The organism is Streptomyces sp. NPDC048636 (assembly GCF_040650655.1).
Taxonomy (GTDB): domain Bacteria; phylum Actinomycetota; class Actinomycetes; order Streptomycetales; family Streptomycetaceae; genus Streptomyces.
The window spans coordinates 38872-63456 of sequence record NZ_JBEZHR010000024.1 but is presented as its reverse complement, the minus strand read 5'-3'; the positions used below and the strand labels follow the sequence as shown (position 1 = coordinate 63456).

The 24585-nt window shown below is 68.9% G+C and carries 27 protein-coding genes; 17 read left to right on the top strand and 10 right to left on the bottom strand.

Going from position 1 to position 24585, the window contains the following annotated elements; genetic code table 11:
• Positions 1-2 precede the first annotated feature (2 nt).
• Genes AB0C66_RS35425 through AB0C66_RS35410 form a run of 4 tightly spaced genes read left to right on the top strand, consistent with a single transcriptional unit; the run spans position 3 to position 4255 of the window.
• Positions 3-1547 (top strand): ATP-binding protein, encoded by a 1545-nt coding sequence (locus AB0C66_RS35425; RefSeq protein WP_362448548.1) that lies wholly within the window; start codon positions 3-5, stop codon positions 1545-1547.
• Positions 1544-3283 carry a TraM recognition domain-containing protein gene (locus tag AB0C66_RS35420; RefSeq protein ID WP_362448545.1) on the top strand — a complete coding sequence of 580 codons (1740 nt, stop codon included), beginning with the start codon at positions 1544-1546 and terminating at the stop codon, positions 3281-3283. Before AB0C66_RS35425 ends, AB0C66_RS35420 begins: the two co-directional genes overlap by 4 nt.
• Before the next feature lie 25 nt (positions 3284-3308).
• The gene (locus tag AB0C66_RS35415; RefSeq protein ID WP_362448542.1) at positions 3309-3848 is read left to right on the top strand and encodes a DUF4913 domain-containing protein; all 540 of its coding nucleotides are present in this window, start codon (positions 3309-3311) and stop codon (positions 3846-3848) included.
• Between the two features lie 20 nt (positions 3849-3868).
• Positions 3869-4255 (top strand): DUF6233 domain-containing protein, encoded by a 387-nt coding sequence (locus tag AB0C66_RS35410; protein ID WP_362448539.1) that lies wholly within the window; start codon positions 3869-3871, stop codon positions 4253-4255.
• On the opposite strand, the gene AB0C66_RS35405 is transcribed toward AB0C66_RS35410, so the two are convergent.
• On the bottom strand, positions 4219-4848 hold the full coding sequence (locus AB0C66_RS35405; RefSeq protein ID WP_362448536.1) for an HAD-IA family hydrolase: 630 nt from the start codon (positions 4846-4848) through the stop codon (positions 4219-4221). The two genes, AB0C66_RS35410 and AB0C66_RS35405, sit on opposite strands and share 37 nt — an antisense overlap.
• A gap of 159 nt (positions 4849-5007) precedes the next feature.
• On the opposite strand from AB0C66_RS35405, the gene AB0C66_RS35400 reads away from it, so the two are divergent.
• The 9 genes from AB0C66_RS35400 (at position 5008) to AB0C66_RS35360 (ending at position 14013) form a co-directional block, all read left to right on the top strand.
• Positions 5008-6243: a helix-turn-helix transcriptional regulator gene (locus tag AB0C66_RS35400; RefSeq protein ID WP_362448534.1), complete on the top strand. Its 1236-nt coding sequence runs from the start codon at positions 5008-5010 to the stop codon at positions 6241-6243.
• A 553-nt stretch (positions 6244-6796) separates the two neighbouring features.
• On the top strand, positions 6797-7261 hold the full coding sequence (locus AB0C66_RS35395; protein ID WP_362448594.1) for an ATP-binding protein: 465 nt from the start codon (positions 6797-6799) through the stop codon (positions 7259-7261).
• Between the two features lie 283 nt (positions 7262-7544).
• Positions 7545-8051, top strand: coding sequence for an RpiB/LacA/LacB family sugar-phosphate isomerase (locus tag AB0C66_RS35390; RefSeq protein WP_362448531.1), 507 nt, complete (start codon positions 7545-7547; stop codon positions 8049-8051).
• Positions 8052-8174: 123 nt separating this feature from the next.
• Positions 8175-8642 (top strand): DUF6082 family protein, encoded by a 468-nt coding sequence (locus AB0C66_RS35385; RefSeq protein ID WP_362448529.1) that lies wholly within the window; start codon positions 8175-8177, stop codon positions 8640-8642.
• A complete protein-coding gene (locus tag AB0C66_RS35380; protein WP_362448526.1) occupies positions 8639-9835 on the top strand; it encodes a hypothetical protein in 1197 nt (398 codons plus the stop codon). The genes AB0C66_RS35385 and AB0C66_RS35380 overlap by 4 nt, the downstream gene beginning before the upstream one ends.
• Entirely contained in the window at positions 9832-10113 is a 282-nt protein-coding gene (locus AB0C66_RS35375; protein WP_362448523.1) for an acyl carrier protein, read from the top strand. Before AB0C66_RS35380 ends, AB0C66_RS35375 begins: the two co-directional genes overlap by 4 nt.
• Positions 10110-11312 carry an enoyl-[acyl-carrier-protein] reductase FabV gene (gene fabV / locus AB0C66_RS35370; protein WP_362448520.1) on the top strand — a complete coding sequence of 401 codons (1203 nt, stop codon included), beginning with the start codon at positions 10110-10112 and terminating at the stop codon, positions 11310-11312. The genes AB0C66_RS35375 and fabV overlap by 4 nt, the downstream gene beginning before the upstream one ends.
• Positions 11313-11330: 18 nt before the next feature.
• Positions 11331-12470, top strand: coding sequence for a polyprenyl synthetase family protein (locus AB0C66_RS35365; RefSeq protein ID WP_362448517.1), 1140 nt, complete (start codon positions 11331-11333; stop codon positions 12468-12470).
• A 706-nt stretch (positions 12471-13176) separates the two neighbouring features.
• Positions 13177-14013: a hypothetical protein gene (locus AB0C66_RS35360; RefSeq protein WP_362448514.1), complete on the top strand. Its 837-nt coding sequence runs from the start codon at positions 13177-13179 to the stop codon at positions 14011-14013.
• 233 nt (positions 14014-14246) lie between these two features.
• Here AB0C66_RS35360 and AB0C66_RS35355 read toward each other — a convergent pair whose 3' ends face one another.
• The 7 genes from AB0C66_RS35355 to AB0C66_RS35325 all read right to left on the bottom strand — a co-directional run bounded on the left by AB0C66_RS35355 (position 14247) and on the right by AB0C66_RS35325 (position 20450).
• A complete protein-coding gene (locus AB0C66_RS35355) occupies positions 14247-15293 on the bottom strand; it encodes a zeta toxin family protein (RefSeq protein ID WP_362448511.1) in 1047 nt (348 codons plus the stop codon).
• Positions 15290-16153, bottom strand: a complete 864-nt coding sequence (locus tag AB0C66_RS35350; RefSeq protein WP_362448508.1) for an ATP-binding protein — start codon at positions 16151-16153, stop codon at positions 15290-15292. The genes AB0C66_RS35355 and AB0C66_RS35350 overlap by 4 nt, the downstream gene beginning before the upstream one ends.
• A 170-nt stretch (positions 16154-16323) precedes the next feature.
• A complete protein-coding gene (locus tag AB0C66_RS35345) occupies positions 16324-16707 on the bottom strand; it encodes a hypothetical protein (RefSeq protein ID WP_362448505.1) in 384 nt (127 codons plus the stop codon).
• 100 nt (positions 16708-16807) lie between these two features.
• The gene (locus tag AB0C66_RS35340; RefSeq protein WP_362448502.1) at positions 16808-17323 is read right to left on the bottom strand and encodes a hypothetical protein; all 516 of its coding nucleotides are present in this window, start codon (positions 17321-17323) and stop codon (positions 16808-16810) included.
• Between the two features lie 11 nt (positions 17324-17334).
• Positions 17335-17538 (bottom strand): hypothetical protein, encoded by a 204-nt coding sequence (locus AB0C66_RS35335; RefSeq protein WP_362448499.1) that lies wholly within the window; start codon positions 17536-17538, stop codon positions 17335-17337.
• Positions 17539-18432: 894 nt separating this feature from the next.
• Positions 18433-19518 (bottom strand): tyrosine-type recombinase/integrase, encoded by a 1086-nt coding sequence (locus AB0C66_RS35330; RefSeq protein WP_362448496.1) that lies wholly within the window; start codon positions 19516-19518, stop codon positions 18433-18435.
• On the bottom strand, positions 19515-20450 hold the full coding sequence (locus tag AB0C66_RS35325; RefSeq protein ID WP_362448493.1) for a hypothetical protein: 936 nt from the start codon (positions 20448-20450) through the stop codon (positions 19515-19517). The genes AB0C66_RS35330 and AB0C66_RS35325 overlap by 4 nt, the downstream gene beginning before the upstream one ends.
• A 116-nt stretch (positions 20451-20566) precedes the next feature.
• Between AB0C66_RS35325 and AB0C66_RS35320 the strand changes: the two genes are divergently transcribed.
• Both AB0C66_RS35320 and AB0C66_RS35315 read left to right on the top strand, forming a co-directional pair.
• On the top strand, positions 20567-21337 hold the full coding sequence (locus AB0C66_RS35320; RefSeq protein ID WP_362448490.1) for a hypothetical protein: 771 nt from the start codon (positions 20567-20569) through the stop codon (positions 21335-21337).
• A gap of 310 nt (positions 21338-21647) precedes the next feature.
• A complete protein-coding gene (locus AB0C66_RS35315; protein ID WP_362448487.1) occupies positions 21648-22151 on the top strand; it encodes a hypothetical protein in 504 nt (167 codons plus the stop codon).
• A gap of 137 nt (positions 22152-22288) precedes the next feature.
• On the opposite strand, the gene AB0C66_RS35310 is transcribed toward AB0C66_RS35315, so the two are convergent.
• Positions 22289-22654, bottom strand: a complete 366-nt coding sequence (locus AB0C66_RS35310) for a hypothetical protein (RefSeq protein ID WP_362448484.1) — start codon at positions 22652-22654, stop codon at positions 22289-22291.
• Positions 22655-22878: 224 nt separating this feature from the next.
• Positions 22879-23073 (bottom strand): hypothetical protein, encoded by a 195-nt coding sequence (locus AB0C66_RS35305; protein ID WP_362448481.1) that lies wholly within the window; start codon positions 23071-23073, stop codon positions 22879-22881.
• 319 nt (positions 23074-23392) lie between these two features.
• Here AB0C66_RS35305 and AB0C66_RS35300 point away from each other — a divergent pair, with 319 nt between their 5' ends.
• Together AB0C66_RS35300 and AB0C66_RS35295 are read left to right on the top strand one after the other, a co-directional pair.
• On the top strand, positions 23393-24283 hold the full coding sequence (locus tag AB0C66_RS35300; RefSeq protein ID WP_362448478.1) for a hypothetical protein: 891 nt from the start codon (positions 23393-23395) through the stop codon (positions 24281-24283).
• Positions 24280-24519, top strand: a complete 240-nt coding sequence (locus AB0C66_RS35295) for a hypothetical protein (RefSeq protein WP_362448475.1) — start codon at positions 24280-24282, stop codon at positions 24517-24519. The genes AB0C66_RS35300 and AB0C66_RS35295 overlap by 4 nt, the downstream gene beginning before the upstream one ends.
• Positions 24520-24585: the final 66 nt, after the last annotated feature.

Here is a 24585-nt window from a genome sequence, read left to right as displayed (position 1 = left end):
GAATGGCCCGCAAGCAGCAGCAGAAGCTGATCTCGCCGCGGCGGATGCCCGCCTCGCCGGAGGAGACATCCGCGCAACGGCGGGCGGAGCGGCGGAACGATGCGCAGAGGCGCCGCAGGTTCGCCGGACGTCTGGGCTGGGGAGGCCGCTTCGGCGGCCGCGCCGCCGTCGAGGACGCGGGCACGGTCTACACCGGCCCCTCCACCCAGGCGGGCGGGGTGTACCCGCATCTGCTCGGGGCCGGGCTGCCGCCGCGCGGTGTGCCGGTCGGCCGCGACGTGCTGACCGGCGAGCTGGTCTGCATCGACCCCTCGGGCTGGACGGGCCGGTTGACCACCAACCCGGGCGTGTGGGTCATGTCGCAGCCGGGCGCGGGCAAGTCCGCGCTGGTCAAGCGGATGTGCCTGGTCTACAGCGCCTACGGCTACATGGTGTGCGTGCCGGGCGACGTCAAGGGCGAGTACTCCGGGTTGGTGCGTGAGCTCGGCGGCAGCGTGGTCAGCATCGGGGATGGGGTGAGCCGCCTCAACCCCCTGGACTCCGGGCCGCTCAAGAACCGTCTGGACAGCCTGGCGGCCGCCGAGCGGACCGCGCTGCTCGACGTGCTCAACGGCCGCCGCCTGGAGACACTGGGGGCCCTGCTGTCCACCAAGAACGGTCTGGGCCGGGCCCCCAACGAGATCGAACGCAGCGCGCTCAACACCGCGGTGCAGCTCGCGGCTGACGCCACGAAGACCGATCCGGTCATCCCGGACGTGATCGCTGTGCTCCGGCAGGCCCCGGAAGAGCTTCGGGCCAAGCTCGCCGCCGAGGGGGACGCGTACCGGCAGCTGACCCGGTCCGTGGTCGCCGGACTGGACAACCTGTGCGACGGCCCGCTGAAGGGCCTGTTCGACGGGCCGACCACGGCGCCGCTGGATCTGGACGCGCCGGCGGTCTGCGTGGACATCTCCGGTCTGAGGGCCCGCGGGAATGACGTCATCAGCGCCGGGATGATCGCGACCTGGGCGTATGCGTACTCATCGGTCGACAGTGCGCGCAGCATCGGCATGATGTCGCGGAAGCTGGTGCTGCCCATGGATGAGATGTGGCGGGCACTCAGGTCGGGGCCGGGTCTGGTGGACGCGATGGACGCGATCAGCCGCCTGAACCGGACGACGGATGACGTCACGATCTATGTCACGCACTCGCTGCTGGACTCCGAGTCGCTGCCGAGCGAGGAAGACCGGGCCAAGGCGCGCGGCCTGATGGACCGGTGCGACACCTGGGTGATCGGCGCGTCCAGCGCCGAGGAGCTTCAGCGGGTCACCGGCAAGCGGGCGCTGACCGAGCAGGAACGCATGATGATCACCTCGTGGTCCTCGGCGACCAGCACCGGGCTGGACACCTCTTCCAACCAGGTGCACCCCGGCCGCGGCAAGTATTTGATCAAGATCGGCACGCGGCCGGGGATTGCCGCTGCCTCCGAACTCACCGCCACCGAGCGGCGGCTGTATCACACCGACCACAACACCGCGGCGGACGTCGAGGGGGCTGGGCTGCGATGATGACGGACAACGACCGCGCGTGGGTGGCGGGCGGTGTGCTCCTCGGGGGATCGGTGGTGCTCTCGGCTTCCACCTGGACCGGGGCGGCAACCGGCGCCCTGGTGACCGGCGATGACGCCGCCCCCGCTTCCCCGCTCACAGTCTTGCGGATGGTGCGTGACTGGGGAGCGGTGTGGCCGCATTCGCAGACCGCCTCCCTGATCGGCGCGATCGTCCTGGACGTGGCCGTGGTCGCCGCCCTGGTGTGGGGCATATGGGCGGCTCTCCGGCGGTTCCGCAACGCGTCCGACCTGGCCACCCTGCACGACATGCGGGACCTGACCCCCAAACCGGCAGCGCGTGCCGCGAGCCGTCTGCGCGCCTCCCTGAAGAACGTCAAGCCCAAGGAGGTCAAGCCGCAGGACCGCGGAGTCCTCCTGGGGAACCACATGCCGTCCGGTGTCGAGCTGCGCGGCACCGACGAGGACACTTTTGTTGCGATCATGGCCCCCCGGGCGGGCAAGTCCACCGCGCTGGCCATCCCGATCGCCGAAGAGGCTCCGGCCGCGCTGCTGCTGACGTCCAACAAGCCCGACGTCTACGCCGCTACCGTGAGCCATCGCGGCCGCGCCGGGCAGACCTGGACCCTGGACACCCAGGGAGTGGCCCAGAGCGAGCGCGCCATGTGGTGGGACATGATCGCGCAGGCCGAAACCACCGAGGGCGCCGAGCGGCTGGCGTCCCACTTCGTGGCCCAGGTGATGTCCGAGTCGGCCGATCCGTTCTGGGCCCTGGCCGCCGGAGACGTGCTGGCCGGGTACTTCCGGGCCGCATGGCACGACGGCGGCACCGTGCGCGACGTGATGAAGTGGCTGTCCGACCCGGCTGAGAAAGCTCCGATGCGGATCCTCTACCAGCATGAACCGGTGCTGGCGGAGCAAGTCGACAGCGGCATCAACATCGCTGAGGAGACCCAAAGCGGCATCTTCCAGAATGCCCGCACCGCGATGTCCGCCCTGCGGGACGAAAAGGTGCTGGCGTGGGTGATGCCCGACAAGGCCCGGCCCGAGTTCAAACCGGAGGACTTCGCGCTGAGCCGGGACACGCTGTACCTGCTCAGCAAGAAGGGCGGACCCTCCTCCGCGGTGGTCGCCGCACTGACTGACGCGGTCTTCACCGCGGCGACCGAGACGGGAGAGCGGTACGGCGGCCGCCTGCCCGAGCCGATGCGCGCCGTGTTGGATGAGGCCGCGAACATCTGCAAGATCGCCGACCTGCCCGACCTCTACAGCCACCTCGGATCCCGCGGTATCACCCCGTACACGATCCTCCAGTCCTACCGCCAGGGCACCAAAGCCTGGGGCGAGATGGGCATGGACGCGATGTGGGGAGCAGCAACGAAGAAGGTCATCGGTGCGGGCGTGGACGACCCGCGCTTCGTCTCCGACATCGCCACCCTCGTCGGCCAGCACGACGTCTTCCGCGGCTCGTACACCAAGAGCAAGGACGGGCACTCCCAGTCGGTGAATCACCAGAGGGAGCAGACATTGGAACCGGCCGACATCCGGGCCATGCGCAAGGGCACCGCACTGCTCCTGGCCACCGGGATGCCCGTGGCGCAGATCCAGCTCCGCCCCTGGTACGAGGAGAAGGCGATGGCCCACATCGGGGCGGAGATGGCGGCCGAGGAGGCTGCGATCACCAAGCGGGCGATCGGTGCCTATGAGCTGCGGAAGGCGGGGCGGCGTGACCGATAGCCCTGGCACCGGCCCGGCTGTACACGTGGAAGTCGCAGAGGACCTCGAGGACCTCAAGGCACACGTACAGCGCATGACCGCCGAACTGGAGGTCATGCGCCAGGCCGTCGAGAGCGGCGCGGCGGGCGGGACGCCGGAGAGCACCGAGGAGGCCGGCGGCGACATCGACCAGGAGGGCGAGGAGGGGTTTCCCCCGTTCATCCTCCTGCTCGATCCTCCCCAGTACGACGAGGAACTGCGCGCTCTGATCGAGTGGGTCGAGGGCGTGCTCGTGCCCGGCTACCTCGCCGAGCCGTCGGCCGATGCGCGCTGGTGCCACCTGTGGACCGAGCACGAGGTCGCCATCGCCCGGCTGCATGCCCTGTGGCTGGCCTGGCAGGAGCTCACAGACTCGGCCACCTGCGGGTACACCGGTCCGTCCGTCTGGCACCGCGATCACCTCGATCCCTGTCTGCGGGAACTGAGGGGGTCTGCCGGACCCTTCCAGGGATGCACCAAGGGCGAACACCAGGTTGATCACCGGCTCCCCGGCCGTGTGCCCAGCGCCTGGAGCACATCCATGTAGCCGGGCATAGAATCGAATGCGTGAGCGAATCTCTGCCGAGGGATGTGCAGACCCTCCGGGCCCTGGAGGCCGAGCTCGCCGCTCGGCTGACCCAGGTGCGGACCGCGCTGGCAGACGCCGAGGACCACCCTCGTTGGTGGGTCCAGCGGATGCGGCGCGGCCGGGCTGCCCGCGTACCCCGCGGATACCTGCACCGCGCCGGATGCTGGATGCCGGGGGAACCGGACCTGACCCGCCGAGCGGCGGCATCCGCGCTGGCCGATCCGCGGATTGAGGGCTGCGGGGTCTGCGATCCGGGGCCCGCTCTCGGCTTCCCCTCCGTCCGGCCCCCCGGGGCGGCCAGCCGCCGCTCGTGCGGATGGGCTGAGCGTCAGGCAGTGGCCGGGGCCAGCAGCGCGTCGAGCTGAGCCGCAGTGGCCTCAGGGTCCGTGGTGTGGTGAATGGCGTGGATCCCGAGTGCTTCAGCAGGCGGCAGGTTGTGCGCGTGGTCGTCGACGAAGAGACACTCGGCACCGGTCAGGCCAAGCGCGTCCAGTGTCATCTGGTAGATGGCGGGCGACGGCTTCCGCACTCGAGCGACCTCGGAGAGGATCACCGCGTCGAAAGCCTCCTCCCACATGCCGAGGGCCTGATAGGGGTTGAAAGGCTCCAGGCCGAAGCTGTTGGACAGCATCGCGACCTTCACCCCGGCGGCGCGGGCCCGCTGGGCCGCCGCGACGATCGCGGGTTCTGGCCGAAGGTTCGCAAGGGCCCGGCGCATCAGATCGGTCGGGTCTATGCCGAGGATCCCTCCGATCACCTCGTTCCACTCGTCCTGCGTGGCCTTGCCGACTTCCAGGTCTGCATAGATGCGGATACCGTCGGGGTGCTTCTCCAGAGCGTCGAAGTAGGCGCCGGGAGCCAACCCTTCAGAGCGTTCGAACGCTTGGCCGTTGAGCTTCATTCGTGTGGTGAGGACGCCGCCGAAGTCGAGGATCAGACCACGGTAGGAGGGGGACAATGGAACTCCTTGCGAGAAGCCTTCGCGACGGCCCCCGCCGCGGAGACGGGGACCCGCTGGATGTCCTCCGACGAGGGAGACGACCAGTATCCCCATTCTGGACCGGATCGGGCATACGCTCCTAGCCAGTGCCCATCCCAGGTGGAGAGCGGTCAAGTCATGCTGAATTCACGTGAGTTACTGACCATCGGCCAGCGAGTCAAGTACTTCCGGGAGCGCCGTGGCCTGACACAGAAAGCTCTCGGGGAACTCGTATGCCGCACCGAGAGCTGGCAGTGGAAGGTGGAGCACGACCAGCTCCCCGTGGACCGCATCTCCACCCTGATCACCTACTCGCAGGTCCTCCGGTGCACTGTGGAAGACCTGACCGGAGGCCACCTGTCCGGTCACGGCACCGGCCTCGACACCGAGCACAAGCACGTGCCCGCGATCCGGGCGGTGATGTCGCTGCCGCCCTCCCTGCTGCCCGTCACGGCAGGAAGCGTCGAGGACTTCAAGGAGGGCGTCGACAGCGCCTGGGAGGTGTACGAAACCCAGGCCAAGGGGCGGTACCAAGAGGTCGGCGCTCGCCTGCCCCAGCTCCTGTGTCTTGGTCACGCGGCATTGCACGGTGCCAGCGATGCCGAGAGCCCGGTAGCGCTCCGCCAGCTCGTCAGCCTCTACGGCCTCTTCCAGATCTGGCTGCGCCGGGTCGGGGAGCCGACCCTCGCGCGCATCGCCGCCGACCGCGGTCTGGCTCTCGCGGACAGCGCCGGAGACCCAGCACTGGTGGCGGCCGCCGCATGGAATCTGTCGTGCGTTCTCACCTCCGTCGGAGAGGTCCAGGACAGCGTGGAGCTCGCCCGGCAGACGATCGCAAAGTGTGCCCCGACCGAGGATTCACCGGTAGAGCACTGGTCCGCGTACGGCGCTCTGCACCTGCAAGCTGCCGTCGCCGCGGTCCGCGCGACGCAGGGCCCCATCGCCTGGGACCTGTACCGAGGCGCACAGCTCGCTGCCCGACGTGTCGGCAGCGACCGCAATCACTGGCACGCATGTTTCGGTCCGAGCAATGTCGCGATGCACGAGGTACACCTCACGGCCGAGGAGGGCAACGTCGGCGAGGCTCTGCGGCTGGCGGACACCGTCGAGGTCAACCCAGAACTGCCGCTGGAGCGCCGGACGCGCTACCTGATCGAAGTGATGAACTGCAACCGGATCCAAGGGGACGACTACGCGACGGTGCACGTCCTGGGCAAGCTCAGGAAGCAATCCCCGGAAGAGATCATCTTCTCCCCCCTGGTCAGGGAAGCTGTGGTGGCCTTGCTCAAGCGCGAGAAGCCCATGTTCCGTGAGGACCTCCGGAAGGTGGCCGCTCACATCGGCATCACGCCGGACCGTCGAGGCGCACCCTGACCCGGAGTAAGGGCGGATCCATGCCAACACCCTGAGCTGGAGTCAGGGCAAAACGAGGCGCACCCTGAGCCGGAGTAAGCCTGATTTTTCCTCAGGGTTGTCCTGCGCGTATAGCACTACGTTCGTGTGCCATGACGCAAAGTCATCGCCCTTCGGGCTCCGCACCCTTACGTATCGATCGCTCTGACGGCCGCCCGGTGTGCCTCACGCAGGCGGGCCGGATCGCCATCCCCCTCACCCTTTCCCGTGGGCCCGAGCACGTCGCGGACCTGACGCTCGTCCTTCAGGCAGAAGGGGCGGAATCGCTCCACGCCGAAATCGGGATGGTGCTCTACCCCCCTGCCCCGTCCGCGGCGGAGGTCGCCTCGTGACCGGCCCGCGCAGGACGGCAGGCGAGCGAGCCCGGCGCCTTGCCCTCGCCGATGCGGCAGCGGTTGATTCCTCGGCCTTCAGCATGAGCCCTCGTGCGGCTCCGCCGGATGGATGTGCACCGCAGGCCCGGCCTGATGGGGGTGAGCCCCTTGCTCCACTTCACCGAGAAGGCCGGGCGGTGATGCCCCTGACGGGCGGAACGCGCAAGGGCTCCACCCGCGTGCCCGTGCCCGTGAGTGATCGGTTGGACGTATCCATTTCCCTGGAGCCCGAAGACCTTGTGTCGATGCGGCGCATCATGGCGCAGAGGCTGCGTGGGTGGGGCGTCAGCGAGGAGAGCTCTGACCGGATGCTCCTCGCTGTCAACGAGCTGCTCACCAACGTGGTGGAGCACGTCAGCCCCGACGCCCACGGTTGCCGACTGGCTGATCTGCTGGTCCAGCGCGTGCCGGACGGCGTCGTCGCCGTAGTCGGCGACAAGGACCCTCGCCCGATCGAACCGGTCGCCGCCGCGCCACTGGATGAGAGCGGTCGCGGACTTGCCCTCGTTGGTGCCCTGGTCGACGAGTCGGAGGTATCGCTGACCGCTTCGGGCAAGGACGTGCGGGTCTTCATCGCCGACCCCGCCCCGGCAACCGGCAGCTGACTCAGGCCATGGCGATAGTCCCCATGACCGGGGCATCCGATTCGGCGGGATCCAGTCGCAGCCTCCCGAATTGAGATGACCTCCGCCGCCGGGCCCCTCCGGGCGATTCCTCGAGGGGCGCTGCTGCCACCCCCGTGGACCGAGATGCCCCCGGTCCGGGCAGCAGCCCCGGCCACCGTTCCCCGAGGGGAAGCGGGCCGGTGGCCGGGCCCGGCACCCGCCGGACACAGCAGGGATGCAGGGCTCTTCCTCTTCCACACCACCATCAGACGGGAGTACCGCCGTGCACCTCGCGCGTGGGCTGCGCTCGCCTCTTCGCATCGCCATCGGCGCCGACAGGGCCGGTCGTCGCTACGCCAGCGCGCTCACCGGCGAACTGTCTGCTCACCCGCTGGTCGATTACGTCCTCGACCTCGACACCACCGAGCGGCCGCCCGCCTATCCCGAAGTCGCGGTCGCCTTCGCCGGGGCGCAACTCGTCGCGGAAGGCGCAGCGGACCGGGCACTGCTGGTCAGCCACACCGGTGTGGACATGGCCATCGCCGCCAACAAGGTCAGCGGTGTGCGCGCAGTCAACGCTCATGATCCGCTGGCTGCGAAGGCCGCCGTGGAGGCCAGCGACGCCCAGGTCCTCACTCTCGGGCAAGGCCACATCGGCCTCGACGTCGCGCGCCATGTGGTGGCCGCGTGGGTGACCTTCCAGTTCGACAGCTCCGCGCCGGCCGCCGCGGGGGTCGCGGTCATCACCGGCTACGAAAACCGGATCGCGCGCCCGGTCGCCTTCCGCTGACACAGCGACTGATCCAGCGGCCGCAGCACCGCCGAAAGCCAACGGGGTCCGCCGCGCCAGCCTGACCCCGCCCGCCGTACCCCCGAGATGCGAGCTCGCATCAAGGAGATAAGGAGCATAAAGATGAAAAAACCGCATGCGGTAGCCCTGGCTGCTGCCGTCCTCACGCACACCGCCCTGGCCGAGAGGAGGCATCGCCAGCGCATGACCCTGGCCGCTGCGACGATGCACCAGCGAGGGCTGGCCGACCTGGACGAGAACCCCTACCGGGAGGACGTCCGGAGCGCCGACGGGCAGATTCCCTTTCAGGATTTCGAGCAGGTACTGCACTTCGACCGGCTGATCTTGCTCCTCATGGTCAGGCACCGGCTCGGCCTCCTCAGCCGGGCAGCGTTACGCGCCAGCGCGGCACAGGTGATGACACACGAGCGCGGCCGCCTGTGCTGGGAACGGCGCCGCGACATCAGCCATGAACAGGCAGCGGACGGTACCGATCGTGAGTTCAACACGATCATGGACGCCGCCTTCGCCGCCGCGGAGGTCGACCGCGCCTTGACGGATGCGGGCCGGGAGCCGGGGGCCGAGGCGTGATCAAGGAGGGAACGGATCTCTTCGTCGAGGACCAGGGGCCGGTGGAGCCATACCGCGGCAAGTACGCGGTCAAGACGCCGGAGATCTTCAAGGAGGTACGGGCGGGATGGGCGAGGGCAGGTCTGGACCCGGCGTCGCCTTACCTGCCGATGCGCGTCGAGCTGGAGCTGACGACCAAGTGCAACGACCACTGCCCGAGCTGCGGGATGGGCGCGCTACCGCTGAGCCAGGGACGCACCCTGAGCAACGGGCAGATCGGTTTCCTGCTGGGCCAGTTCGCCTCCATCGGCCTGCCGTCACTGGCCATTACCGGTGGGGAGCCGTTCACCGCATGGCGGGCTCTCCTGGCGCTGCTGAATGGAGCTCGTGAGCGCAGCATCGACATTTCGAAGCTGACCACGAACGGCATATGGGGCACCCAGCGGCGCTGCGGGCCGGTCTTCGACCGGCTGGAGCGCGCCGGGTTCCTAGACTCGAAGCTGTTCGTGCCGCTGCTCATGCTGTCCATCGGTGAGCAGACCACGCCCCTGGACCGCATCGCCCGGATCCTCCACCACGCCGTGACCCACTACACCTCCAGGGACCTCAACGTCGCTCTCTCCTCGCTGGCCGACCCCACCACCCGCGAGCACAGGGTGGACGACCTGATCAGTGTGTACGAGGCCGCGTACGGGGCGTTCCCGCACGACCGGGTGCACTCGACCATGCGGGTCTACCTGAACAACGAGCGCCTGGAGGGACAGGCCCGCGCCGAGCGACCGGGCCGGACACCGGTCAGCAAGTGGATGGACCGCTGCTTCGACTGTTTCCGCCCCACCGTGGGCGCGTATGTGCTGCCGACGTCGCTGCTGAAGCAGGATGGATGCTGGTACACCTGCGCAGCGTTCAACGTGCCGGAGAAACTGGCCATGGGGAATCTCCTGCGGGAACGCGCCAGGGATGTGCTCACGCGGGCCAACTCCTCGGCCTACGTCGCCCGTGTCCGTGCCGGCGGTGGTCTCAAGGCTCTGCACGATGTGGTTCCGCGCGCGGAGTCCAGCTCCACGACCGGCACCAGCTTCTGCGACTCGTGCACTTGGCTGATCGACCGGCACGACGAGATCACCGGTGAGAAGACCGGAGATCCTGCCGCACCGGTCATCCCGGTCTCCTCTCTCCTCTCCCGAATCAGCACCGCGGGGGGCGCCCGATGACCGGAGACGACATCACCGCGGTGGTGAACCAGACCCTGACAGTGGTGACCGGCACCTCTCGCGCAGCGCAGGCCGGACCCGAAGTGCTGCTGGAGCAGGGGCTGGGTGTCGACAGCCTCGCGCTGCTGGAACTGGTGGAGATGCTCCAATCGCGACTCGGAATCGTTGTGCCGGATGAGGTCACTGCGCGTATCCGCACCGTTGCAGACTTGCGGAATGCGGTGGCCCGGCTGGGTGCCGCATCCTCATCCGTGCCAACGCAGAAGGACATCTCGTGAGCGCTCGCGTCATCGCCCCCCGCCGCCGCGGCTTCCTGTTCCTCGACTCCCACCCCGCTGGCTGCCAGCGGATCGTGGATGACATGTGGCAGGCCGTCCCGGCTCCTGCTGCCGGGGCTCAGCAACGACGCCCGGTCGCGCTGGTCATCGGCTCCTCCGCGGGATATGGACTGGCGGCCACCATCGCCGGACTCAAGCGCGCCGGGATCCGCGGCATCGGCGTCTGCTTCGAGAAGGCCCCCGATCGGCGCACCGGGACCGCGGGCTGGTACCGCACCGCCGCCACCGCCCAGCTCGCCCACCAGGCCGGGAGCGACATGCGGTTCCTCAACGGAGACGCCTTCTCCGACAACATGAAGGAAGAGGTCGCCGACCTCCTCGAGCGGCACTACGGACGGCTGGACTACCTCATCTACTCGGTGGCCGCACCCCGCCGTACCGACCCCGACACCGGCTCCACCTACGCCTCGGTCCTCAAGCCCATCGGCACGGCGCACCGCACCAAGACCCTCGCCTTCGACAACGACGTCCCGGTGATCCGCGAGGTTGAGACCGCCCCGGCCGAAGGAGACGACATCGAGCAGACCGTCGCGGTGATGGGCGGAGCCGACTGGGAGCGCTGGATCACCCATCTCTCCGACCGCGGACTCCTCAACGACGGGTTCACCACCGCGGCCCTGTCCTACATCGGCTCATCCCTGACCGCCGCGATCTACCGGCAGGGCACCATCGGAGCCGCCAAGAGCCACCTGGAAGCCACCGCACGCGCCCTCAACGAGCGCCTGGACAAGGAGTGCGGCGGCCGCGCCCTCACCTCCGTCAACGGGGCTGCCGTCACCCAGTCCTCCACCGCCATCCCCGGCATCGCCCTGTACGTGGGGCTGCTGCGCGGCGTCCTCGGTGACTCCCTGGTCCCGCCGATCGGCCAGCTGACCGACCTGTGGGACCAGCTCACCGGCACCGCCCCGCTCAAGGTCGACGACGACGGCCGAGTGCGCCTCGACACCTGGGAACTCGCCGACGACGTCCAGGCCGCGATCGCCGAACGGTGGCACCAGGCCACCACCGACAACATCGCCGACCTCGCCGACCTCGGATGGTTCCACGCCGAGGTCCAGTGCCTCTACGGATTTGCCGTGCCCGGCGTCGACTACGACGCCGCCGTCGAGACCGACATCCCCTGGCCCACCACCACCTGACCCACCGGGAGAACCGCCATGCCCCAGCCCAGCCACGACGACCTGATTCACTGGCAGCAGCGACTCGAGATCGCCTTAGCCCGCTTCGCGGACACCGATCTGCGGGCCACCACCGCACGGATAAGTGAACCAGCCGTCCACACCGCGGCCGCCGCCTACCTGACCCGCCCCAGCAAGCGGCTTCTGGGCATGGCGTTCCTCCACGCCGCCCACACCCTCGGACACCAGGACACCAGCCTGGAGGACCGCATCGACATCGCGGCCGCGCTGGAGATCCGGCACGGCGCGATCCTCCTGCACGACGACATCGTCGACGGCGACACCACCCGCGGCGGCCACCCCACCGCCCACCGCGCCCTGAAAGCCCCTTTCGGAACCGAGGCCCCCAGCGCCGCACTCTTCGCCGGCAACATCCTGGCCGGACTGGCACCGCTGCCCCTGCTGCGCTCAGGCATCCCTGCCCATCTGCGCATCCGGCTCACCGACCTCTTCCAGGACACCACCGCCCTGGTGGCCGCCGGGCAGACCGAGCAGCTCGATCTCGACAGGATCCGCAGCGCCGTGGAGGTCACCGAGGCCGACATCCTGCGGATCCACTCTGGTCAGTTCGCCCCCTACCTGCTGTGCTCTCTCCAGCTCGCTGCCGCGCTGGCCGGACTCGAGGACACGGTCATCAACCGCATCGTGCGTGCCGGAGACACGCTGTGCCAGGGCTTCCAGGTACAGAACGATCTGGCCGGATACACCGAGCTCGCCCGCATCCTGAGCCTTGGCGACGACACAAGCGAGGCGCTGACCTTCGCCAACACCAGCGATCTGGCAAGGCGGCGTCGAACCGTGCTGGTCCGCGCAGCGCTCACCAAGCTCAGCGGCACAGACCACGCCCAGATGGCCGATTACCTGGCCGGGGCCGAAACCGATCTCGCCGCCGTCTGCGCCCTGGTGGAACAAGCCGGGGCCGCCGAGTACTGCGCATCGCTCATCAGCCACCTGCACGCCCAGTCCCGCGACCGCATCACCAACGACTCCGAGCTCCCGGCAGACGTACGAACCGCGGTCCGGACCACCTTCGAGTACATGACCGACCTCTACGACCCCAGCTCGCCCGTCAGCCACCTGTACCTGGAGGCCCGTTCCGACCTCCAGCCCATCGGCTGAAACCAGGAGATGCAAAGGGCCGCACACAGAGCACGTCGTGTGCGGCCTTTTCCGGTTCCACCTGACCGGTCGGACTTCCTCCGCTCGAAGAACTCACCCAGCGCAACTCTGGCTCTGCGGTGCCGTTAAGCAGGGCATGAATCGACCAGTGACCGCTATGGCCAGTGCCGTTGTGCTCTCAGTGGCTCCAGTCGCTCCCGCACACGCCTCAGGGGGCGGGAGCGACGGGCCTGTGAGAATCGGTGTCATCGGCGAGGGGCTTCACGTCCGGGAGGTGCGAGCGACGCTCGATGGCCGGAAGTCCGGCGCGAGAGCCCGCGTCTCCTTGTGGCAGCACGGTGACTGGCGCCGGTGGGTCACTGGATGGAAGCACGCCAAGAGGGTCCACACGGCGGGCCGTACATTCGAAGTCACCAAGTGGCGGATCGACAAGCGGTTCCCGCACAACAGTCAGCTGTGCGCCGCGTTTGCCCACGAGTCCGACCGTCTGGCCTGCGCAAAGATCCACAACTAGCACACGGTCTGCCCTGGAGCTGCTCGACAGCGATGGTTCCGCCACGGTGAGCCGGGCCGCAGGGCCCGAGGCCCGGCCCTCGGCGCATCGAGGGGTTGACTCCGGCTATGACAGGGGACCGTGGTGGAGCGCGTGATCAACCCACCCTAAAATCTCACCTCTTAAGAGGTGAGTATTGGGTAGGGTGAAGCCATGACCACCGAAGCCGTCGCCGCCATCCCTGAGCCCGCACCCGCCCCGTCCCTGGAGGCCGTGCCCGACCCGCCCGCCGAGGTCACGATCGCGGAGATCGCCGCAGGAGTCACCTCCGCCCTGGTGGAGGCCTGGAACGCGGTCCGCGCCCGCCACAAGGACGTCCCCGAAGCTGTCATCAGCATGGCCACCGGCGGCCGCCCGAGCTCGGTCGAGCTGGCCCACTTCGCGCCCCGCCGGTGGCGCCTGCGTGGAGGCGACGATGTCCACCATGAGGTGTTCGTCACCGCCGAGTCGCTGGCCGACGGCGCGGAGAAGGTGTTCGGGTACCTCCTGCACGAAGCCACCCACGCGGCGAACGAGGCGCGCGGCGTCAACGACTGCTCGGCCAGCCAGTACCACAACAAGGAGTTCCGGAAGATGGCCGAGGCCATGGGGCTCGTCCAGCGGCCCGACGTCACCGAGAAGTGGAAGAAGAAGTACGGGTTCGCCAGTACGGAGCTGGGCGAGGGGGCCGCGAAGACCTACGCCGACCAGATCGCCGCGCTGGACAAGGCTATGCATGCCACCCGCACCCCCGACATCTACGCCACCCGCAGCCGCGGGGGCGGGGTCAACAAGGGCGGGACCACCGCCGACGCGGGCACCGGAGCCGACGTCGGCGGGGACGACGAGGTGCCGTCCGGGAAGAAGGAGAAGGAAGATCGCAACTACGTCAAGGCGGTGTGCCAGTGCACCCCGGCCGCTGTCATCCGGGTCTCCCCGAAGACGCTGGAGCGCCGCAACATCATGTGCGGCGACTGCATGGAGGCCTTCGCGTTGGAGGAGTCCGGCTGAGTGGCCTATGTGGCCAGATGAACCGGGCCCCGGCGGTCCCCTCGTAGAGGGGGAGCCGGGGCCCGGGCCGTCCATGGCCTGACTTGCCTGCCGCGGGCTGCCTGCTGATGGCCGAGGCGGTCAGCGGCCGCGTCCCCGCCGATTCTGTTGCTCGGGACCAGCGCCCTGTGACATTCGACATGGCTGAGTCCCGGAGTCACAGACCCCGGGACTCGCGAACGTCGGGCCTCCGGCTACCTGCTGCGTCCGCGGCCAGTTTCGGGCCCGTCCAGCCCGTGGCGGGGAGCATCTCGGTCGGGACCGGCGCCCGGGCCTTGCCGCTGGGGCGGCTTGCCCTGCGTGGTGCTCCGGGAGCGCGCCGCCGCCGCCGAAGGGCGCGCCGGTCCGAGCCGCTGGTTGGCAGCGGGGGTCAGCAGCGGCCGCGCCTGGTCGTCGATGCGCCTGAGACGTGCCATCCACTCAGAGCCGAGTCCGCGGCTGGCCTCACGCAAGTGAAGCTGGGTGGTGACGAACGCATCGCTTTCCGCCGCGGTCAGCGGCCGAGCCCGCTCGGCTTCGAGCCCCTGACGCAACGCGGTCGGGGTGATCCAGGCCCCCGCGTCGTCCAGGGCGTTGCTGTAGCGGGGCTTGCTCTCGCCCCGCCGGTAGACGCTGGCCAAGTCGACCAGAGCCTCGCGGTCGACGCGGTCGGCGAGGTCGAGGATGCCCTCGTAGGACTCGTCGGCGTTGGCTTGCACGGTCAGCCGCCCCTGCCCCCGGTCGGCAAGCTGCTCGAAGTACCGGTTGGCGATGCCCTGATCGCTCAACGCCTTCGGGACGCCCATGAACAGGCCCTCGATGCGCGCACCGGATTGCCGGTAGGCGCGCATCTTCTCCTCCACCGCCTCCGCGTTCTGCGAGGTCTCCTGGATGATCGCGTGCAGGTCATGGCTGCGGACGTACTCCTCTGCCTGCGCCATCCATGCCCGCCCGTCAGCCCGGGTATAGGCCGCCATGAGGGTGTCGTCCTGCGCCATCAGCTCCGCGTAGGAAGGGTGGTAGGGCTTGTAGAGATCGCTGTCGATGTCCGCGAAACCGCCGTGGCGGTTGAGCTGCGCGGCCACCACCTCGGTGACCCGGCTCTTACCGGCGCCGGGCTGCCCGACGAGGAAGACGACCGTTGCTGTCTCCTGGGACCTTCGTCGGCCCTCCAGAAGGTCCGGAACAATCCGCTCGCGGAAGATCCGCTCGTTTTCCTCCTCCGGCAGCCGGTACCGCTCGACTTCGGCAGGGTCGATCACGAAATACCCGCCAGAACCTCGCGCGCGAGCTCGGCGTACCGCCTCCGCGCTGCGGCGATCTGCCAGGGGTCAGTGGAACGCAGGAGCTCACGCTCGCGGGCCAGCCGGTTCTGCTCCTGGCGTGCCTTGGCGATGATGCCTTGGTCCGGCTCTGGTTTGGCCTCCTCCGCAGCGATGACAGCGCTGTAGGCGCCGACAGCTCCATTGACCGCCTCGATCGCCGCCTCATACGAGGCCGTCTCTTCATCAGACCACTCATACGGATCCAGATGGCCGGTGATCGAGATGCCGTCGTTGTTGGGCATGGAATCCCCTTTCCCAGTACTGATGATCATTCTGCATGGCTCCCCTTCAGCGGAGCGCAGGCCAGTGTCAATGTCGTGCACGGCCGTGAAGCCCTCGGCGAGGAGGGTCTGCGGGGTGGCCTCGGCCGCCAGGGCGTGCTGCCAGCGCAGAGTGTCGGGCGGCACGCGCCGGTTGGCCGGGCGGATCCGGTTCCGCTCCAGGCAGGTGTCGAGGTCGGGGAGGATGCGCAGGGCGACGATGGGGCGGCCGTGCCGGCGGGCCCGCTTCACCAGCCCCGCCCGGACGTGCGCCTCCACGTTCGTGCTGTCGAGGAAGACCGTGATCCCGGTGGTCAGGTACTGCTCCAACAGGGCGTTCTGCCGGGCGACGGCCACGGGGGTTATGGACTGGTCCCCCTCGTCCCCGCCGATCTCGCGTCGCAGGGTGTCGAGACAGATCACTGCGACCACGGCCGCTGTCCCGGCGTAGGTGGACTTGCCTGCCGCACCGGGGCCGACGGCGACCAGGAGTGTGCCGGGCGCCAAGTCGAGCGGGCCGGGTGGGGGTAGCGTCACGACGATTCCTCTCGGTCCGGGGTGTCGCGGACGGCAGCCAGTTGAGTGCCGAGTTTGCCCACAAGCCCGACCGCCTGGCCTGCGCAAAGATCCACAAATAGCCAACGGCGCGCCTCGGGCTTCTCGAAGGCGGCGGGCCCGGTACGGTGAGCCGGGCCCGCGGATGGGCGCTATAGGCCGATGACCGGCTCCCCGGCCGGGAATTCCCAAGACAGCACGGTCTTTCCCTCCCGGGCGGCGAACGCGATGCTGCGCGCCGCAATGCCGTACTGCTGCCTGGCCTCGTCGGCGATCACGGGCGCGCTGTCGCTGCCTGCGCCGCGGGCGTAGAGCTGGCTGGGACGCCCTAAGTCGTCGATCGCGGCCACCGCCCAGTCGGTGTGCGGGAACCCCTCCTGGAGCTCGTAGTTCAGCCGCCACAGGATGGCTTGGCCGAACTCTTCCCCGTCTTCGTCCCTGGCGATGGCATGTCCGATGATCTCGCCCTGGCTGCCGATGCGGGCCACTCGGGCGAGGGTCTGCAAGGCCCGTTCCACTGATTCCATTGGTTCCATGTCTCGTTTCCTCTTCGAGGTGGGTCGGTGAGTCAGCCGACCGTATCCGGCACCACGGACACCGTCGGGCGCTCGGTCGGTCAGCGGGGGATCCGGACGCTCACGGCTGTTCCTCGTCCGGGGCCCAGACGGCGGAGGTCTTGCCCGGACCGCCGGGGGAGAGCCCCAGGGACACCGCGGCCGCCTTCGCGGTGGCCAACTGGGCGATGGCAGCGCGGAAGACCGGCACGTTCTCGCTGGTCATCTCGTAGGCGATGGCCTTCTGCCAGCTGGGGTTGTCCGGGTCGTACACCGCAGTGATGGGCGCGCTGGTGCCCTCGGGCCACCAGCCTTCGCGCACGCCGCGCGGGATGGCGCGGGACAGGGCGACGGTCGGGCCGTTGAGCTTGCCGAGCACGCTGCGCAGCTGGTCGGCGTCGATGTAGCCCTCGCCGTCGACGACGACCATTTCGGCGAACCTGCGGGCGCCGGCGGGAAGCGACCGCAGGTAGCGTTCGGCGCGCTCGACCGTCCACTCGGTATCCGCGGTGACGATCAGTTCGTGGCGGTGCTCGGCGACGAGGTCGAGCAGTTTCCGCTCGAACTCCGCCGAGGCGCCTTCAATGGTGATCCTCATGGAGGCCCTTCTCAGCTTCGGGTGCCGCGGATGTAGTCGAGGTCCAGGCTCTCGTCCATCCCGCGGCCGGTGCCGCCGGGGGAGTGCTGGGCGGTGCAGTCCTCGGTCCACGACTGGTGCGGGTAGCAGGTGGTCCGGTTGTCGGCGCTCAGGCCGTCGAGCACCTCTGCCTTGTTCTCCCGTTCGATGGCGTTGGCGAGCTTCCTGTTCTTCACCACAGTTCTCCTCTTGTCCGTCGGCGGGCGACGGGTCCTCATGATCCGTGCCGTCCGACAGATTCTTGCCCGGTTCTCCGGGGTCTCCATGGCGAGTGTGGCCCGCCGGACCGCTCCTCGTCTAGACCCCGGAGAATCTGGCCGGAATTCTGCACGCGTTGGGGTGAGGTGGTAGCCCGGCGCGTCTCGGCTCGGATAACGTGCCGAATCCGAGCCGATAGGAGTCCGACCTGCGGCGTTGCCGTCGAAGCCTGTCGGGTACGGCCTTAAGGCCGCGCTCAGAACAGGGCGGTGATCCGGTCAATAGCTATCGTGACGAGGCCCGCTCCTGCGGCGGATGCCGCGCCGAGCGCAGACCGCCACAACAGCACTTTCATCCGGCGCCGGTGGCGCCCGGAGCGGTCGTTGGTCGAGGGCTTGGTCAGCGAGGCCCTCGGTACAGGAGGCAAAGCAGTCACGGAAGTCTCCTTCATCAGGGCGTGCGTGGTCGCGGCACACGGGATTCGTGCGACGCATGGCAAGGCGGGAAAAGCAACGCCGCCCCGGCATCAGCCGGGGCGGCGTGTCTCGGTGGTGTCAGCCCGCCGGTGGAAGAGCGGGACAGCAGGACGGCCGCTGGGCGCCGGGCGAGGTGAGCGGGGCCGTCGCCGGGGGAGTTGGTCGTGCTCTCGACCCCGGGTGGGTGGTGCCGTTGTACGGTTGTGCTGCGCCCAGTGCGGGATCTCGTGGTTCGTCACCGCGGGCGGTCGTGTCATTCGGTTGTGGGAATCGAGAGTGCCCGGCGAGTCCCTTCAGTGTCAAATCGTGGTCAGAAAAGGCGAGTTGGGCGTTCCAGTTCCGCCGACGACGTCACTGGCGGCCCCCCGCAGTCTCGGCTCACGCTCTCCCGCTGAATCACGGCGAGCCGCGTTCCAGAGCGCCGGCCACATCCGCTCCGATGCTGTAGCCAGGGCTGTCGTCCATCAGTTCCTTGCGCTTGTTGTAGCGGCCGGTGGTGCGGGAGTCCTTGTGGTCGGCCCAGCGCTGCACCTTGTCGGGGCGAGCGTCCTTCTTCGCCAGGGCGTGAGTGATGGCGTCGACCTTGGTGCCATGCGGGCCCCGGAGGGGCAGTCCGGCGCGCTTGGCCAGTGACTGGAGCAGCCGCCACACGGCCGGTTCGTCGAGCTGGCCGCCGCTGGCGGTGCAGAACAACCACCCGGTGGTGCGGCCGTCGAGGTACTCCTGAAGCGCATCCCAGGCCACCGGGGGGATCGGCTTTTGCTTCCGGCCGCCGCCCTTGACCTTCTCCAGGAGCAGGACACGGTGTCCCCTGTCGTAGCCCAGGTCCTCGACCCGGGCGTTGAGCAGGGAGTCGATACGCAGGCAGCAGGTGTAGAGGACCAGAAGCAGCGCGTACGCGCGTTTGCGGTACGCCGCGACGCGGTGCTCGTCGCGGGCGACGGCCAGGAACCTGGCCCACTCTTCCTCGGTGTAGCCGGGGGTGGGCGAGTAGTCCGGGTCGATGTACGGCCGCTGCACCGCGTCGAAGGGGTTCTTCACTCCGTCGTCGCTGACCTTGTCCAGGTAGCCGAAGAAGGAGGAGGCCGCCGACAGCGCGTTCGCCCGGGACGCGTCGCTGTAGGGCTTCCCGGTCCGGGCCATCTCGCCGCGGCGTCCGCCCTTGACCCGGACCCAGGTCGGCGTGTTCTCCAGATACATCCGGAAGGTGTCCGCGAGGAGGAACTTCACCGCCATCGGGTGGCTGCCATGCTCCCGGGCGAACTCCTCGAAGACGCGGAAGCCGCGGGCGTAAGACTTCTGCGTGTTCACCGAGCGCTGGTGCGCGATCCAGGAGGCGGCCAGCGTCGGCAGCGGATCGTCCTCGCCGTAGATCTCGAGAAGGAAGTCGTACAGCTTCCTCGCGTGCTCGGGCCACTGGTCGCGCGGGTCACGGTGGAGGGTGCTGAGGTTGGCCCGCGGGGCCGGTTCGATCGTGGTCACGGTCGGCCCTGTGGCCTAGCCGTCGGCTCGCCGATCTCCGTGCTGGGGATGGGGGTGTCGCAGTTGAAGCAGAAGTCCACCGGGTCGGCGCTGGCAGCGGTGACGACCTCCTGGGCCATGGTTCGTCGCGTGCAGCGGGGGCAGTCGCTGATCAGTTCCTGCGGCTCGAAGTGGCGGTACGACATGTAAAGGTCTGCCGCCTCCTCGGGAGCCTGGCTGCCAAAGGGATAGTTGCAGAAGTGGCAGCGGTCTCGGGCGATGAGGGCCAGTTCGCCGCACTCTTGGCATTCGAGCGTGCGGTGCCCCACGTCCTTCAAAGTGTCGAGCAGCCTCTTTCTGCGTTCGGTGCGGTAGGCGCGGATGTTCCGCAGCCCCTTCCTGACCTTCCCGAGCATGTCCTGCCGGACCCATTTCACCGCGTCGTCGCTAAGCTGCGGCTGGAGTTCGTCGTCGAGGAAGCGGACGAGGAAGTCCAGAACCTGCCCGGCTCGGGCCTCTACGGCGCGGGCGTTGTGGGTGAGGCCGTAGTGCTGGAGGGCGTTGCGGTCCCGGCCCAGGCTCTTGAGCGCCTTCTGGTCGGTGGCGGTGAGGGTGACTCGGGCGATCTCGTTGAGCCGGGTAACGGTGTCGGTGATCCCGCAGCTTTGGAAGTTGCCAGACTCGAAGGCCCTGCGGGTGGCTTTGCGAGGGTCGTCGAAGACCAGGCTCCAGTGTTCTTGCTGAAGTCGGGCCTTGAGGAGTACTTCGGCGGCTGCGTGGAGGTGGAGCACCGCGTACTTGAGTTCACGCGGCCCGACCTTGTCGGCGGTGAGGTGGTTCACGACGCCGACGAGGTAGTCGATGCCGTTGGGGACCGGCGGGAAGTCCAGCTGCCCCCCCGGCATATCGGACGATTCACCCGATTCCATGGCATTCTGATTCGGTGTCAGCATACGCACAGGATAACCGTAATTATCCTGTGGGTTCCTTCGAGTCACTCCGACGAGTGAACCCGGCCCGGTGTCAAGGAAACCCTGACGCTATAGCCTGTCAAGGCTACCCTGACGGCATGGATGAAGTGACCCAACCGGCCGAGGGCGAGCGGCCACCGGCTCTCGGCCCGACCGATGAAGCGATGCTCGCCCGCGCGCAGATACTGCGCGAGATCGGCGACGCCGTCCTGCGCGACATCGCCCAGCTCTACCCGAGCGACGACCACGGCAGCGTGCTGCGCGACGCCCTGTTCGTGAAGGGTCTCGCCGAGCAGCTGGTCGAGCGGGCCGTCGTCGTCGAGCGCGAGCGCGGCGCCAGCTGGGCCGATATCGGCGAGGCCGCCGGAAGCTCCAAGCAGGCCGCGAACGAACGATGGAACACCAAGATGGGCGCATGGGTAGCCATGGGCCGCCAGCGCACCGGCCTCGGCCGCGGCCCGGCCGACCCGGCGGATCACGCCCAGGACCTAGACGAGTGGTACGCCGACCTCGTCGGCGAAGGCCCCCACGCGATCAGCACCCTGCTTCCCTCCCTCCACGACCAGGCAGCCCGCGCCGAGGCAGGCGCCTGCCGCACCGAGGTGCAGCAGCTCACCCAGCGGGCCGAAGAGCTGCGCAAGGAGACCGAGGCGGCGTACAACGCGGCGATGGAAGCCGTAGGCACCGACGCGTCCGAGGAGAAGAACGCGGTGTGGGCGGCCAAGCACTTCGCTCGCGCCGAGGTCTACGAGCGGCTTGCCACCCTCGAGGAGCCCATCGCCGCCGAGCACCGCCGCAGCGCCGCCGCCCAGCGCCGCCTGGCCCAGGACATCCTCCGGGGCCGCACCCCCGAGGAGATCACCAAATGAGCCGCAGCACCCAGGCCCGGCGCCTGGCCCAGCACTTGGCCGGCCTCGGGGAACAGCGGTACAGCAGGGCCGCCCGCTCCGGGCAACCCCGTGCCTGGGCCGCCCGCCGGGGCCGTCCTCGCGGCCACCGCGGCGGCTGGCGGCAGACGTTCGCCGCGAGACTGGACAGGGGCCCCGAAGCGTGGTTCGGGGCCCCTGCTGCTCGATCTCCTTAGACCCCCGTCGGACGCGCCCCACGCCCGAGACCTACAACACCAACCCGGGTCCCCACGACGGGCGGCTGGGGACCTGCCTCATCTAGGTTGGTTCGATGAGGTTTTTCGACAAACTGACCGGCACGATGCGCCCCAGCAGCGATGTCGAGCCGCAATCTGCTGGGCTCGTTAAGATCGCACTGCTCGGCCTCAACAAGCCCGATAGCCCCTGGGTTGTACGTGATGGCGCCCCGGAGGGCGTCAACTTGGTCGCCGAGTGGCGGATCATGGAGCCAGCCTGGCAGACCTTCTTCGTCAAGTCTCAGTTGAGCCGTGCGCTTCAGATCCGGATGCGTCTTATCCCGAAGGACCATGTGGTCCGTGCCCTCGACCTCGAGACGGAGGTCAAATGGGTTAATGGCACACCAGTGTCCCTCACTTACAGACGTGGGTCAGTAACACAGACTTCGGTGCAATGGGAGCTCGGGAGGGGGGCTGATGGCCGTATTGAGAGGACGGAAGTGTTCCGCTTCGACAGCTCGTCGCTGAAAGATCCCCTGAGGAACACGGTCCTCAAGGCGGGATGGACCTGGCGTGGAGTGCCCTATTCCAAACTGTGATCACCGGATAGGGGGCCGAGCACGGCGGCCGTTCGGAAGCGTTCCACCACCCTTCCCCGGAGAGTGAAGAAGGCGGCTGCTCCGCCGCCGGAACAGCGGCCCGGTCCGCCCCGCGACCTGGGCGGGCCGGAGAGCAGTCAGGGCCGCGGCCGCTGATGCAGGTCGGGGTGGTCGTGCATCCAGGCTCGGTGTTCCTGCTGAGCGTAGCCGCGAGGGCTGTCGTGCCAGCAGGGGGCGGCCGCCGGGATCGGTCCGCTGGTGGTTCCGTGCTCGCGATCGTGCGCGAGGAGCAGGTGGGCGTAGTGGACGGCGTAGTGCACCGCGTCGGCGGAGTCGAGGACGGCGATCTCGCCGTCGTACTCAGCCATCCGGTCGAAGTAGCCCGCCTGCCGGACCAGGAACTCACGCTCGCGTGGGCTGCCTACGGCAGTGTCGGGTGTGTGGACGAGACGGTCCAGGGCGAGCAGTTCGAGTAGGGAGGCTGCGAACGCATTAGAGGTCACCGCTTCATGGTGTCGCATGCGGGTGGGGTTGGGCCCCGGTACTGAACGGATCGTTTGCCGACAGGCAGGCAGTCAGTCCAACCTGACGGCAGGTCCGCACCGTAGGACCCGGATCGTACGCTGGGTACTGATCACACTGGTGATCAGTACCCAGCGTACGATCTGCTGGCTCAGGGGGAGACGGAACTTCAGGATGGCCCGTTAAGCCAGGGGGGTCAGGAAGATCAGTATCGTGCTGGTGCGCCGTCGCCGCGGTGGAAGCGGACGTCGACATCGTCCCCCTTCAGGTGGTTCAGCGGCTTCTCCTGGAGATACTCGTCGCGGGCGAGCCGCAGGATGACGCCCTGCGGGATCCGGAACTCCAGGAGCGGCTGCGCCGTGCCGTCTTCCGGGGCGTCGGCCGTCTCTACGCTCCGCACCGCCGTTGACCGGTCAGTCCGGCGGCCGGCCGGTCCCAGATGAGCCTGTGCGACATCGCCGCCCGGCTGGTCGTCACGACGGGAGTGGAGAAGGGCCAGACGGTTGAGGTGTGCGGGCATGGCCTCATGCCGGGACGCGGCGGCAGTCGTTGACGACCACTAACTGAACTTTACGGAACAGACTGACCACCCCCCTCTCGCCGGATGCAGGGCGGGCGCCGTCCCGCACGGTCGGTACGGCGCTCGGCCACCGGCGCCGGGTGGGAAGGTCGTCGGTCTGTTCCGTAAAGTTCACGGAGAGGGTTCGTAGGGTGGGGCGGTGACCTCACCGCACCCCGACCCGCGCGCGATCCTCCACGGCTGGCTCGCCGGGACCTACACCCGGCCCGACGGTAGGGAAGTCCGCGGCCGCGCCTGGGACGACGACACCCGCTACCGCTACGGCCTCCTCCTCGCCGGAATCGACGCCCCCACCAGCTGGCGCCAGGACTGGTTCACCTACATCGGAGACCTCGTCTGGCACTTCACCCCCACACACATCCAGGACTGGGCCGCCCGCCTCACCAATCTCGACGGCACCCCGCTGGCCGCCGCCTCCCGCGGCCGCGCCGTCTCCGCCGTCCGCTCCTTCTACGCCCACTGCACCGACGACCTCGGCGCCGCCGACTGGGACATCCCCCCACGCCGCGCCCTGGCCGGACCCACCCCAGCCGCCGACCGCGAAGTACTCACTGCCCACCAGACCGACGCCCTGCGCACCGCCGCCGACCGCTACCGCGGCCCCCACCCCGAACGCGCCCGCCTCGCCGTCTACCTCACCCTCGCCGGACTCCGCCCCGGCCAGTCCATCGCCCTCCACCTCCAGCACATCCAGCGCCACAACCAGGCCGGGCCCACCTGGCGGCTACCGGCCAAGAACAACAGCGCCTCCGCCGTCGCCGCCCCGGCGCCCATCCCCCGGCCCGTGGTGTGGGCACTGGACGAATACCTCCCCGTCCGCCCCCACAAGGCCCCTCACTCGACCGAGACCACCGGCCCCCTGCTGCTCTCCCGCACCGGACGCGGCCTGGACCGGGTCACCCTCCCCCGGCTGCTGCGCGAGGTCGCCGCCACCCATCCCGACCTCGCGGACAACGCGCCCACCCTGCTGGCCGACACCATCGCCCACTCCCCCAGCCCCTTCGCCCCCACCGGCGAGGAGACGCCATGACCACCCGGCACCTCGCCATCCTCCGGTTCCACCCCGGCGGCCCCGCCGTCACCGGTCACTGGACCACCCCCGGCCCCGCCGAAGCCGCCTACCTGACCTGGATCGGCCTCCACACCAAAGACCACAACCCCGAGGTCACCGTCGAACTCCTCGAGGAACACGACGGCACCACCCGGACCCTGCGCAAATGGGCCGGCGACCACGAAGTCATCGCCCCGCCCGACCCGCCGGCGTAGCCCCCGCCGAGCGCGACTCGCCCTGCGGACCTTCAGATGACTACGCCGAGCTGGTGGCAACACCGG